At 72.5% G+C, this 13,181-nt stretch carries 9 protein-coding genes; 7 read left to right on the top strand and 2 right to left on the bottom strand.

Annotated elements, in window-relative coordinates:
* Positions 1-192: 192 nt before the first annotated feature.
* Positions 193-651 carry an Rv3235 family protein gene (locus tag ABCR83_RS23260; RefSeq protein WP_462697078.1) on the bottom strand — a complete coding sequence of 153 codons (459 nt, stop codon included), beginning with the start codon at positions 649-651 and terminating at the stop codon, positions 193-195.
* A gap of 280 nt (positions 652-931) precedes the next feature.
* Between ABCR83_RS23260 and ABCR83_RS23255 the strand changes: the two genes are divergently transcribed.
* From ABCR83_RS23255 to ABCR83_RS23245, 3 genes are all read left to right on the top strand, one after another.
* Positions 932-1,435, top strand: coding sequence for a DUF6912 family protein (locus ABCR83_RS23255; protein WP_462697077.1), 504 nt, complete (start codon positions 932-934; stop codon positions 1,433-1,435).
* Between the two features lie 40 nt (positions 1,436-1,475).
* Entirely contained in the window at positions 1,476-2,150 is a 675-nt protein-coding gene (locus tag ABCR83_RS23250) for an HAD family hydrolase (RefSeq protein WP_462697076.1), read from the top strand.
* Between the two features lie 395 nt (positions 2,151-2,545).
* Positions 2,546-7,537 (top strand): NAD-glutamate dehydrogenase, encoded by a 4,992-nt coding sequence (locus tag ABCR83_RS23245; RefSeq protein ID WP_462697075.1) that lies wholly within the window; start codon positions 2,546-2,548, stop codon positions 7,535-7,537.
* Positions 7,538-7,834: 297 nt separating this feature from the next.
* Here ABCR83_RS23245 and ABCR83_RS23240 read toward each other — a convergent pair whose 3' ends face one another.
* Positions 7,835-8,377 (bottom strand): GtrA family protein, encoded by a 543-nt coding sequence (locus tag ABCR83_RS23240; RefSeq protein ID WP_462697074.1) that lies wholly within the window; start codon positions 8,375-8,377, stop codon positions 7,835-7,837.
* Between the two features lie 151 nt (positions 8,378-8,528).
* On the opposite strand from ABCR83_RS23240, the gene manB reads away from it, so the two are divergent.
* From manB to ABCR83_RS23220, 4 genes are all read left to right on the top strand, one after another.
* On the top strand, positions 8,529-9,608 hold the full coding sequence (manB, locus tag ABCR83_RS23235; protein ID WP_462697073.1) for a mannose-1-phosphate guanylyltransferase: 1,080 nt from the start codon (positions 8,529-8,531) through the stop codon (positions 9,606-9,608).
* A 32-nt stretch (positions 9,609-9,640) separates the two neighbouring features.
* Positions 9,641-10,450 carry a polyprenol monophosphomannose synthase gene (locus tag ABCR83_RS23230; RefSeq protein ID WP_462697072.1) on the top strand — a complete coding sequence of 270 codons (810 nt, stop codon included), beginning with the start codon at positions 9,641-9,643 and terminating at the stop codon, positions 10,448-10,450.
* A 68-nt stretch (positions 10,451-10,518) separates the two neighbouring features.
* Positions 10,519-11,964 (top strand): hypothetical protein, encoded by a 1,446-nt coding sequence (locus ABCR83_RS23225; RefSeq protein WP_462697080.1) that lies wholly within the window; start codon positions 10,519-10,521, stop codon positions 11,962-11,964.
* Positions 11,961-13,178 carry a glycosyltransferase family 87 protein gene (locus tag ABCR83_RS23220; protein WP_462697071.1) on the top strand — a complete coding sequence of 406 codons (1,218 nt, stop codon included), beginning with the start codon at positions 11,961-11,963 and terminating at the stop codon, positions 13,176-13,178. Before ABCR83_RS23225 ends, ABCR83_RS23220 begins: the two co-directional genes overlap by 4 nt.
* Positions 13,179-13,181: the final 3 nt, after the last annotated feature.

The raw sequence follows: 13,181 nt of genomic DNA, 5'->3' as shown, positions 1-13,181 counted from the left end.
CTCCGACGCCTCGATGTCCAGCACACCCGCCAACGACTGCGGCTGGTTCGCCACCCCCCCCACCACCCCCCCCGCCCACCCCCCCCACCCCCCCCCCCCCCCACCACCCGGGGGGGGGGGGGCCCCCCCCCCCCAGGGCGGGGGCGCGGGCCGGGGGGGGGGCCCCCCTGGGGGCCCCCGCCACCGGTGTTCTCAGGCATGGACCCGGTCGGACCGGGCCCCCGCCAGCTCGATCGCGGCGCACCGCCAGCGCAGGTCGGTGCACTGCTCGAGGCGGAAGGCCAGCGCCTGGAGCCGGTCCCCGGAGGCGATCCGGGCGTATGCCTCGATCACCCCGGGGCGCGGCTGGAACTCCCCGCAGCGCTGGACGACCGGGGCCAGGGCGCCCGGTGACACGGGGCGCAGCGGGGCCCGTGGCGCCAGCATGGTGAGCCGGTCGTAGGCCGGGGGCAGGGTGTGCCCGAGCAGCAGGTGCACCGGGCGCTGCCCGCTGAGGGTCAGCAGCAGCTGCTCGGCGAACCAGTAGCGCGGAAGCCGGGCGCGCGCCCGGCGCTTGGCGGCCGGGTCGGCGGCCGGCCGCCGTGGATCGGTGCGCCGGGGTGGCGCACTGCGGTGGCCGGTGGTTTTGGCCGCCTTGGTGGTCCTGTTCAACGTCGATCGCCCCCTTCGGTGGGGATCTTCTAGCGGTGTGCTTTCCCGGACGACAAGGGGCCCGGGATGCCTTTGCCGGTCCCGGGAGGGTTCACCTATCAGGGCGATGGGTGCCCGGGGGCCGCCATGCCGGGCGGCCGGGCCGGGTGATGGACGAGCCCCGGGCATCGGGCTCCCGGCACTTCGAAGGGGGACTCGTCCCCGTATGCTGGCCGGACAACTCGTACGTCCTCAGGCTCGTACGTCCTCAGGCCCGTGCATCCTCAGGAAGGCGGCGGTCATGCGCGTCTACGTCCCCCTGACCCTCCCCGGCCTCGCCGAGGCGTACCGGGCGGGCGAGCTGGGCCCCGCCCCGCTGGATGCCTATGCCGTCACCCCCGCGCTGCGTGAGTGGTATGTCTCGGATGACATCGAGGAGCTGGAGTACGCGGCGCTGAGCCGGGCCGCCCAGGGTTCGCTGCGCAGGCTCGCCGCCGACCCGGGGGCGGCGCGCCGCCGGGTGGTGGTCGCGGTGGATGTGCCCGACGGTGCGGCCGCCGTCGACCCGGACATGGGCCTGGACCAGTCCGCGCTCGGCGTGGTGCGGCTGGCGCGGACGGTGCCGCTGGCGAAGGCGGCGGCCGTGCACATGGACTCCGACGACGCCGAGGCGGATATCGCCGCCGCGGCGGCGGCGCTGGGCGCGGCGGACCACGGTGACGACGACGCGCAGTTCACCGTCGACGGCGCGGAGGACCATGAGCTCATGTGGTTCGGCGTGCAGGAGATCCCGAACCTGATCTGACCCCCGGGGCGTTGTCGGTGGCTGCGGGTACGGTCTTGGCATGACGCAGCCCTCGGCTCACATCGTCTGGGATTGGAACGGCACCCTCCTGCACGACATCGACGCGGTGATGTCGGCGACGAACGCGTCGTTCGCGGAGGTCGGCCTGGAGCCGATCACCCTGGAGCGCTACCGGGACCTGTACTGCGTGCCCGTTCCGCGTTTCTACGAGCGGTTGATGGGGCGGCTGCCCACCGACGCCGAGTGGCAGGTGATGGACGAGGCGTTCCACCGCCACTACCGGGAGCCGGCGATGGACGCCGGGCTGACCGAGGGGGCCGAGCGGCTGCTCGCCGAGCGGCAGGCCGCCGGGTGCACCCAGTCGCTGTGCTCCCTGGCCCCGCACGAACAGCTGATACCCCTGGTGCGCAGACATGGCATCGAGCGGCACTTCATCCGGGTCGACGGGCGCACCGGCCCGAGCAACATCGGCAAGGCCGAGCAGATGGCCCGGCATCTCGCCGCGCTCGAGGGGGTGACACCGGAGCAGGTGGTGATCATCGGTGACGCCGTCGACGACGCCCGGGCCGCGGCGCACATCGGGGCGAGCGCGGTGCTGTACACCGGCGGATCGCACAGCAGGGCCAGCCTTCGGGCGGCGGGGGTGCCGGTGGTGGATTCCCTGGCCGAGGCGGTGGCCGAGGCGGACCGGCTGGTGGGCCGGCCGGTGCACTGAGCAAGGCGGCACGGGGGAGCGGTGGGAGGAGAGATGAGGGCGAGGGCGGTGGCCATGGTCCGGAGCCGACAAAGTCACATTCGGCGCGTGACCTTCTCCGCCGGAAGAGCGATAGCCTTACCACGTGATCAGCGCGATACCCAGCAGGGGCGACGGCGCCTCTGTCCTGCACCCGCGGCGCCACAGCGCCCGGGGAGCCGCTGGTCCCCGGAACCGGGCGTGTCCGGCGTCGCCGACCCCACCTGCGTCGTCGAGGCTGTCGACGGCGCACGCGGAGCCCCGCCCGGCCATCCCTCATCCCGGCATACCGCCGAAGACGACCGGACAACCCGGGTCGCGACGTGATGCCTTCACCACCTATGTCACGCAACGGCGCGCGACAGGAGCCAGAGGACATGCAGACCAAGCTGGACGAAGCCAAGGCCGAGCTGCTCGGGCGGGCGGCCCGCGTCGCTGAGATCAGCCCGGCCGGGGGCCAACAACCGACCGGGTCCAAGGGCGAAGGCGGGCTCGACCAGGAAACCCTGGCCGCCTACCTCCAGCGCTACTACCTGCACACCGCACCCGAGGACCTCACCGGCCGTGACCCGGTCGACGTCTTCGGCGCCGCGCTGTCGCACTACCGGCTCGCCGAGAATCGACCACAGGGCACCGCGAATGTGCGGGTGCACACCCCCACCGTCGAGGAGAACGGCTGGACGTGCAGCCACTCGGTGGTGGAGGTCGTCACCGACGACATGCCGTTCCTGGTCGACTCCGTCACCAATGAGCTCTCCCGCCAGAACCGCGGCATCCATGTCGTCATCCACCCGCAGATGATCGTCCGCCGCGATGTCACCGGCCGGCTGCTCGAGGTCCTCGGCTCCAACTGCGACGCCCATGGCGCGGGCAAGGACGCCGCCCTGCCGCACGACGCCCTCGTCGAGTCCTGGATCCACGTCGAGATCGACCGCGAGACCGACCGCGGCGACCTCAAGCAGATCACCGCCGATCTGCGGCGCGTCCTCTCCGATGTCCGCGAGGCCGTGGAGGACTGGGAGAAGATGCGCGAGGCCGCGCTGCGCATCGCCGATGGCCTGCCGTCCGAGCCGGCCCCCGCCGACCTGCCCGCCACGGAGGTCGAAGAGGCCCGTGAGCTGCTGCGCTGGCTGTCCGCGGATCACTTCACCTTCCTTGGCTATCGCGAATACGAGTTGACCAAGGTGCCCACCGACGACGGCGAGGAGGACGCGCTCACCGCCGTCCCCGGCACCGGCCTCGGCATCCTGCGCTCCGACCCCGCCCACACCACCGACGGCCATCACGACGGGCACCACGCCCCGCTGTCCCGCCCGGCCTCGCCGTCCTTCAGCAGACTGCCCGCGGACGCCCGCGCCAAGGCCCGCGAGCACCGGCAGCTCGTCCTCACCAAGGCCAACAGCCGCGCCACCGTGCACCGCCCCTCCTACCTCGACTACGTCGGGGTGAAGAAGTTCGACGCGGACGGCAATGTGACCGGCGAGCGCCGCTTCCTGGGCCTGTTCTCCTCCGCCGCGTACACCGAGTCCGTGCGCCGGGTGCCCGTCATCCGCCGCAAGGTCGCCCAGGTGCTGGCCGACGCCGGGTTCTCCCCCGACAGCCACGACGGCCGCGACCTGCTCCAGATCCTGGAGACCTACCCGCGCGACGAGCTGTTCCAGACCCCGGCCGACCAGCTGCGGACCATCGCCACCAGCGTGCTCTACCTCCAGGAGCGCCGCCGGCTGCGGCTGTATCTGCGCCGTGACGAATACGGGCGCTACTTCTCCGCCCTCGTCTATCTGCCGCGCGACCGCTACACCACCGCCGTCCGGCTGCGTCTGATCGACATCCTCAAGGAGGAACTGGGCGGCACCAGCGTCGACTTCACCGCCTGGAACACCGAATCGGTGCTCTCCCGGCTGCACTTCGTCGTCCGCGTCGAGCCCGGTGCCACCCTCCCCGACCTCACCGACACCGATGTCGAGCGCATCGAGGCCCGGCTGGTGGAGGCCGCCCGTTCCTGGGCCGACGGCTTCGCCGAGACGCTGACCGCCGAGGTCGGCGAGGAGCGCGCCGCCGAGCTGCTGCGCCGTTACGGCCAGGCGTTCCCCGAGGGCTACAAGGCCGACCACAGCCCGCGCGGCGCCGTCTCCGACCTCGGTCACCTGGAGAAGCTGACCACGGCCGGCGGCGACCGCGACTTTGAGTTCAGCCTCTATGAGCCGGTCGGCGCGGGCCCCGGCGAGCGCCGCTTCAAGATCTACCGCACGGGTGAGCCGGTCTCGCTGTCCACCGTGCTGCCCGTCCTCCAGCGGCTGGGCGTCGAGGTCGTCGACGAGCGCCCGTACGAGCTGCGCTGCTCGGACCGGACGACCGCGTGGGTCTACGACTTCGGGCTGCGGCTGCCCGAGCACCTCGACGGCGACAACGCGCGCGGCCGCTTCCAGGACGCCTTCGCCGCGGTGTGGACGGGCGACGCGGAGAACGACAACTTCAACGAGCTGGTGCTGCGGGCCGGTCTCGACTGGCGGCAGGCCATGGTGCTGCGGGCGTACGCCAAGTACATGCGCCAGGCGGGCAAGCCGTTCACCCAGCCGTATATCGAAGAGGCGCTCCGCCACAACGTCCACATCACCCGGCTGCTGGTCAACCTCTTCGAGGCCCGGATGTCCCCGGCGCTCCAGCGCGCGGGCAACGAGCTGATCGACGGGCTGCTGGAGGAGCTGGAGGGCGCCCTCGACCAGGTCGCCAGCCTGGACGAGGACCGCATCCTGCGGTCCTTCCTCACGGCCATCAAGGCCACCCTGCGCACCAATCACTTCCAGCGGGACGCCGACGGCAGGCCGCACGGCTATCTGTCGGTCAAGCTCGACCCGCAGGCCATCCCCGATCTGCCCGCGCCCCGGCCCGCGTTCGAGATCTGGGTCTACTCCCCGCGCGTCGAGGGCGTGCACCTGCGCTTCGGCAAGGTCGCCCGCGGCGGCCTGCGCTGGTCCGACCGGCGCGAGGACTTCCGCACCGAGGTGCTCGGCCTGGTCAAGGCGCAGATGGTGAAGAACACCGTGATCGTGCCGGTCGGTGCCAAGGGCGGCTTTGTCGCCAAGCGGCTGCCCGACCCGTCCGCGAACCGTGACGCCTGGCTCGCCGAGGGCATCGCCTCGTACCGCACGTTCATCTCCGGCCTGCTCGACATCACCGACAACATGGTCGGCGGCGAGGTCGTCCCGCCGAAGGACGTCGTCCGGCACGACGAGGACGACACCTACCTGGTCGTCGCCGCCGACAAGGGCACCGCGACCTTTTCCGACATCGCCAACGAGGTCGCCGAGTCCTATGGCTTCTGGCTCGGCGACGCCTTCGCCTCCGGTGGTTCGGCGGGCTATGACCACAAGGGCATGGGCATCACCGCCCGCGGCGCCTGGGAGTCCGTCGAGCGCCACTTCCGCGAGCTGGGCCACAACACCCAGACCGAGGACTTCACGGTCGTCGGCGTCGGCGACATGTCCGGCGATGTGTTCGGCAACGGCATGCTGCTCTCCGAGCACATCCGCCTGGTCGCCGCCTTCGACCACCGGCACATCTTCCTGGACCCGAACCCGGACGCCGCCACCTCCTACGCCGAGCGCAGGCGCCTGTTCGAGCTGCCCCGTTCGTCCTGGGCCGACTACAACACCTCGCTGCTCTCCCACGGCGGTGGCATCCACCCCCGGGGCGCCAAGTCGATCCCGGTCAACGCCCAGGTGCGGGCGGCCCTCGGCATCGAGCCGGGAGTCACCAAGATGACGCCCGCCGAGCTGATGAAGACCATCCTCCGGGCACCGGTCGACCTGCTGTGGAACGGCGGCATCGGCACCTATGTCAAGGCGTCCACCGAGTCGCATGCCGACGTCGGCGACAAGGCCAACGACCCCATCCGGGTGGACGGCCAGGACCTGCGGGTCAAGGTCGTCGGCGAGGGCGGCAACCTGGGCCTGACCCAGCTCGGCCGGATCGAGTTCGCGCTGGCCGGCGGAAGGATCAACACCGACGCCATCGACAACAGCGCCGGCGTGGACACCTCCGACCACGAGGTGAACATCAAGATCCTGCTCAACGGCCTGGTCGCGGACGGCGACATGACCGTCAAGCAGCGCAACAAGCTGCTCGCCGAGATGACCGACGAGGTCGGCGAGCTGGTGCTGCGCAACAACTACGCGCAGAACGTCGCCCTGACCAACGGTGTGGCCCAGGCGCCCAGCCTGCTCCACGCCCACCAGCGGATCATGCGCAGGCTCAGCCGCGAGGGACACCTGGACCGCGCGCTGGAGTTCCTGCCCACCGACCGGCAGATCCGTGAGCGGCTCTCCGCCGGGCGCGGGCTGAGCCAGCCCGAACTGGCCGTCCTGCTCGCCTACATCAAGATCACCGCTGCCGAGGAGCTGCTCACCACCGGGCTCCCCGACGACCCGTACCTCCAGCGGCTGCTGTACGCCTACTTCCCGCAGGCGCTGCGCCAGTCGTTCGGCGAGCAGATCGACGGCCATGCGCTGCGGCGCGAGATCGTCACCACGGTGCTCGTCAACGACACCGTCAACTCCGGTGGTTCGACCTTCCTGCACCGGCTGCGGGAGGAGACCGGGGCCTCGCTGGAGGAGATCGTCCGGGCGCACTCGGCGGCCCGGGAGATCTTCGGTCTGAGCGCGGTCTGGGACGCGGTCGAGGCGCTGGACAACGCGGTCACCTCCGAGGTGCAGACGCGGGTCCGGCTGCACTCGCGGCGGCTGGTCGAGCGTGGCACCCGCTGGCTGCTCAACAACCGCCCGCAGCCGCTCCAGCTCGCCGAGACCATCGAGTTCTTCCGGGACGGCGTGGCCGCGGTCTGGGCCGAGCTGCCCAAGCTGCTGCGCGGCGCCGACCTCGAGTGGTGGCAGTCCATCCATGACGAGCTGGCCGCGGCCGGGGTGCCGGGCGAGCTGGCGGTGCGGGTCGCGGGCTTCTCGGCCGTCTTCCCGGCCCTGGACGTCGTCGCCATCGCGGACCGCACGGGCAAGGAGCCGCTGTTCGTGGCCGAGGTCTACTACGACCTCGGGGACCGGCTGCACATCAGCCAGCTGATGGACAAGATCATCGATCTGCCGCGGGCCGACCGCTGGCAGTCCATGGCCCGTGCCTCCATCCGCGAGGACCTGTACGCCTGCCACGCGGCCCTGACCGCCGACATCCTGGCGGTGGGCAATGGCTCCTCGACACCGGAGCAGCGCTTCACGGCCTGGGAGGAGAAGAACGCCCCGATCCTGGCCCGGGCCCGGGCCACGCTGGACGAGATCCGCGGTTCGGACGCGTTCGACCTGGCCAACCTGTCGGTGGCGATGCGGACGATGCGCACCCTGCTGCGTACCCACACCTGATCCGCCGGGTGCGGAAAGGGGGGGGGGGGGGGGGGGGGGGGGGGGGGGGGGGGGCGGCCCCCCCCGGGGGGGGGCGGGCGGGGGGGGGGGCGGCCGGGCGGCGGGGGGGGGCCCCGGGCCGCGGGGGGGGGGGGGGGGGGGGGGGGGGGGGGGGGCCGGCCCCCGCCCCCCCCCCCCCCCCTTTTTTTGATGGCGCCTCATGACGCCTCATGACGTCGTCATGTGGCCGTTCCTGCCGGTTCCGCTGGAGTTGGCGGTCCGGCCGCTCGCATCTGCTGCGCTTGGGATTCCGGTTTCCTAGGGTGGAGGTGCGGTGGTTTCGGGTTGGGCCGCGGGCTCGGTTCGGTATGCGACGGAGCTGCTCGCTCCGGTCACCGGCACGCCGTGACGGGCGTGGCCGGGCAGTGCCCTGAACACCCAGGCGCGGTAGGACCAGAAGCGGAACAGGGTGGCGGTTCCGATGCCCGCGAACTTGAAGAGGTTGCTCTGGAACGGCTCGTCCCAGCCGAAGCCATAGGTGGCGATGTAGAGGATGCCGTTCTCGATGACCAGCCCGATGGCGCTGAAGGCCGCGAACAGGGTGACCTCTCTGCTGCGGTGGCCGCGATCGCGGTCCGGGTAGGTGAAGTAGCGCAGCCCCAGGTAGTTGAAGGCGATGGCGAAGCCGGTCGCGACCACGCTGCACCTGACCACCGGCAGACCGGTGATCCCCCGGCACAGGTTGAAGACCCCGAGGTTGACGAAGATTCCCAGTACGCCCACCGTGCCGAACTTCGCGAATTCCCGGCCCAGCGCCAGCAGCCTCGCCGGGCCGGGCAGGCGTTTCCCTCTCGTCTCCACCGGTCCCTCCGTCTTCACCGGTCGCAAGGGCATCTCCCGATACGGCCGCCACGCATTGCGGACATTGCACGCGGACAGCCGATTGTAGTGTAATTTGCCGCGAAAACTAACGCAGTGCGACGGTGAGACGACAACGCGCGAGGACAGTGGCATGACAGAGGCGGTACTGCTCGTCGGCGGCAAGGGGACCCGGCTCCAGCCGCTCACCCTCAACACCCCCAAGCCCATGGTCCCGGCCGCCGGAGTGCCCTTCCTCGCCCATCAGCTGGCCCGCGCGGCGGCCGCCGGAGTCGGCCATGTCGTGCTGGCCACCTCCTATCTGGCCGAGGTCTTCGAGCCGTACTTCGGCGACGGTTCCGCCCACGGCCTGCGGCTGACCTATGTCACCGAGGAGGAGCCGCTCGGCACCGGCGGAGCGATCCGGCGCGCGGCCGGGGCGCTCACCGCCCGTCCCGGCGATCCCGTGCTCGTCTTCAACGGCGACATCCTCACCGGCCTCGACATCCGGGCCCTGCTCCACCGCCATGAGCGGGCACAGGCCGACATCACCCTGCACCTGACCCGGGTCGCCGACCCCAGGGCCTTCGGCCTGGTCCCCACCGACCCCGCCGGGCGTGTGCTCGCCTTCACCGAGAAGCCCCGGCACCCGGACCAGATCATCACCGACCAGATCAACGCCGGCTGCTATGTCTTCCGGCGCGAGGTCATCGACACCATCCCCACCGGCCGCCCGGTCTCCGTGGAGCGCGAGACCTTCCCCGGGCTGCTGGCCGGGGGCGCCGCGCTGCACGGGGTGGTCGACGCCTCGTACTGGCTCGACCTGGGCCGCCCGGCCTCCTTCGTCCAGGCCTCCGCCGACCTGGTCCGCGGTGTCGTACGCTCCCCGGCCGTCCCCGGCGAGCCGGGTGAGCACCTGGTGCTGCCCGGCGCCCACATCGAGGCGGGTGCCCGGCTCGGCGGCGGCACGGTCGTCGGCGCCGGGGCGCATATCGCGGCGGGCGCCGACATCGAGGGGTCGGTGGTGCTGGACGACGCCCGCATCGAGGCGGGCGCCCGGGTACGGGCCTCCATGATCGGCAACGGTGCCCGGGTGGGCCCGCGCACCGTGCTCGACGGCGCGGTCATCGGCGACCACGCCCGGATCGGCGCGGACAACGAACTGCGCGAGGGCGCCCGCATCTGGTGCGGCACCGCCATCCCCGACGCCGCCATCCGCTTTTCCGCCGTCTGACCCCCACCGCCGCCCATCGACGAGGACAGCCCATGAGCCTTCCGCACACCCCCGCCGTGATCACCCCGCTGCCCGCCGAGTGGGGCCGCACCGCGACCACCGTGGTGATGCCCACCTACAACGAGGCGGAGAACCTCCCCAGGATGGCGGAAGCCCTGATGGCCCTGCCGCTGGAAGGACTGCGGCTGCTGGTCGTGGACGACAACAGCCCGGACGGCACCGGCAGGGTCGCCGAGCAACTGGCCGCCAAGTACGAGGAACCCGGCCGCCCGCGGGTGAGCGTCCTGCACCGGACCGCCAAGGAGGGCCTCGGCCGCGCCTACGCCGCGGGCATGGCCCGGGCCGTCGCCGACGGCGCCGCCTATGTACTGCAGATGGACGCCGACGGCAGCCACCCGGTCGGCAAGGTCCCCGAGCTGCTCGGCGTCGCCCTCGCCACCGGCGCGGATGTCGTCGTCGGCAGCCGGTATGTGCCCGGCGGCACCCTCTCCGCCGCCTGGGGCCTGCACCGCAGAGTGCTCTCCCGCTGGGCCAACGCCTACGCCGGAACCATCCTCGGCACCCGGCTGCGCGACATCACCGGCGGCTTCAACCTGTGGAGCGCGCCCGCGCTGCGCGCCCTCGACCTGGACACCGTGGACAGCGCGGGCTACAGCTTTCAGGTCGAGACCAAATACCGGGCGCTGCGGGCCGGGTTCACGGCCGTGGAGGTGCCCATCCACTTCGAGGACCGCGCGGTGGGCGAGTCCAAGATGAGCCTGGCGGTGCAGCTCGAATCGGTCGCCATGCCCTGGCGGCTGCGCGCCAGGTCCGCCCGTACCAGCGGCAAGCACAGCGGCTGACCACCCGCGCCGTGCTCACGCGGACCACGACCCGGGGAACCGGTGCGGACCTCCCGTACCGGGCGGCCATGGCCGCCGCCCTGCCGGCGGTGGCCCTGCTGCTGCTGATGGCGGTGCGGCTGCCCTGGGCGGGGGACCTGGGGATGCACGCCGCCGTACTGGAGCGGCTGCGCACGGACCTGCTCCACCCGGGCAATCCGCTGGTGGACGCGGACACCCCCAGCCCCTACTACTCGCCGTGGATGGTCCTGCTGGCGCTGCTCGCCAAGGCCACCGGCTGGAGCGCCTTCGCGGTGCTGCGGGCGGCCGCGCTCGTCGCCCTGGTCCTGCTGGTCACCGGCGTGCGGGCGATGGTCCGCACGCTGACCGACCGGCGCGCGGCGGTCCCGCTGGCGCTGCTGTGCCTGCTGCTGCTGTACGGCCTGCGGCTGTTCGCCTGGAGCGGGGTGCCGGGCCTCACCTCGCTCGCCCTGACGCTCGCCTACCCGAGCACCTTCGCCCTCGGTCTGAGCTTCCATCTGTGGGCCCTGTTGCGCCGTGCCCTGTGCGGTGGTTGGGGCCCGGTGCCCTTCCTGGGACTGGGATTGCTGCTTGCCCTGGTGCTGCTGAGCCATCAGTACACCGGCGCGGTGGCCGTGCTGGGCGTGCTCGCGCTGCTGCTGGGCGCCCGGCCGTGGCCCGCGCGCGCGGTGTGGCTGCGGGCCGGGGCGGCGGGTGCGCTCGCCCTGGCGGTGCTGCTCTGCTGGCCGTACTACCCGTACACCGCGCTGCTGGGCACCGGCGGCCTGGAGGAGATCCACCGGCCGCTGTACGACCATCTCGCGGCGAAGTTCTGCCTGCTGGCCCTGGGTGTCGCGGCCCTGGGCGCGCGCCTGCGGCGCGACCGCCGCGATCCGCTGGCGCTCTTCTTCGCCCTGGGCCTGGCCGCCTTCGCCGCGGGCGGCCTGAGCGGCCACTGGTCGTGGGGGCGGATCCTGCCCGCCGTGCTCATCCCCGCCCAGCTGGCCCTCGCCATCGAGACGGCGGCGGCCCCCCGGATCAACCGGCTCGTCGCCGTGACCGCGGCGGCCCTGCTGGTGGGCGCCTGGACCCAGGCCGGGGTGCTGACCTACGCCCTGCCGGCCCCCGTCGCCCGGGCCGTACGGCGCCATGTCCCCGCCGTCGCCCCCTGGCCGCCGTTCGACTGGGCCGCCCGCCGGGTGCCGGCCGGAGCGACGGTGCTGACGGACGACTACTACGCGCTGCGGATGCTCCCCGCCTACGGCCCCTACACCGTCGCCCCGGCCTACCCCGATGTGTTCCTGTCCGACGAGCGACAGCGCCGGGAGGCAACCCGGCGCTACTACGCACCGGCCACCACCCGGGCCGAACGGCTCGGCGTCCTCGGCAGATACGGCGTGCGCTGGGTGCTGCAGCGCCGCGGCGGTCCCGGCCTCGCGCCGGACGACCCCGCGGTGCGGCGGGCTGCCATGGGATCCGGGGGACTGCTGCTGCTGGAGGTGACCGGCCGATGACCGAGGCGCGGGACGACTTCGCCCGGTGGCTGCGCGGCCGGGCCTCCTGGCCGGTACTGGCCGCCGCGCTGCTGCTGTTCCTGCTGAGCGCCGGCCGGGTGCTGGGGGACGAACGTACGGGCATCGACAACGCGGTCGTGGTGCGCGCCGCCCGCACCCTGCTCGACGGCGGCTCGCCGTACGCGGACAAGCGGTTCCTCTATCCGCCGGGTGCCGTGTTCGCGGCCCTGCCCCAAGCGCCGCTCGGCGAACGGACGTTGTTCTACGCGGTGCCCGCCGTCACCGCCCTGCTGGTGCTGGCGGGGGCGCTGCTGGCGCTGGGGATCTTCCGGGTGCGGGCGGACAGCAGACTCTCGGCCGCCATGGCCGTCGGGCTCGCCTTCTCGCTCCCCTTCCAGAGCATCATCCATCTCGGCAACTGGACGGCGGCCTCGGTGGTGGCCTTTCCCGCCGGCCTGCTGCTGGCGCGGCGCGGGAGGTGGTGTGCCGCCGGCGCGACGGTCGGGGCGGCGATCGCGCTGAAGCCGATGCTGGTGCCCGTCCTGCTGCTGTTCGTCCTCGCCCGGCGGTGGCGGCCGCTGGCCGCGGCGGTGGCCGTCCCCGCCGCGGTGTCCCTGTGGGCCGCGCTCGCCCTGCCCCGCTCCAGGCTGTTCCTCACCAAGACGCTCCCCTTCCTGCTGCACGGGCAGGACGCCTACGCCCAGCCCTATGACGCCTCGTGGTCCGCCATGCTGCTCAGGCTGGGGCTGCCCAAGCCGGTCGCCTTCACGGCCGCGGTGATCCTGGCACTGGTGGTGCTCGGCTTCGCCCGGCTGCGCTGGCGGCGCGGGGGCGAGGAGGGGCTGCGGCTGGTGGAGTGCGCCTCGCTGCTGATGCTCGCGGCCTTTGTGGTGTCCCGCCCGTCCTTCCTGCACTACGCGCTGGTGGTGCTGCCGTCGCTGGCGGCCTCGGTGGTGGTGCGCGGGGCGGCCGTGCGCTCGGTGTGGTTCTGGATGGTGCTGGTCCCCCAACTGGCCGGAGTGCCCTGGCCGGAGCTGGGCAGCGCACGGCGGCACGCCTACAAGGACATCGTGATGTTCACCGGAGTGGCGGCGGTACTGGCGCTGGCCACCTGGCGAACGCGTCCGCGCAGCGCGACAGAGGTCACTGTCAGTGGTGGCATCTACTCTCTGAGTAGTGATCCCGATCCCCGGAATCCTTCCGAAACGAGGTGACTT

Source organism: Streptomyces xingningensis, assembly GCF_054957865.1.
The sequence above is the reverse complement of the archived record's forward strand: the minus strand, read 5'-3'. Positions and strand labels throughout refer to the sequence as shown.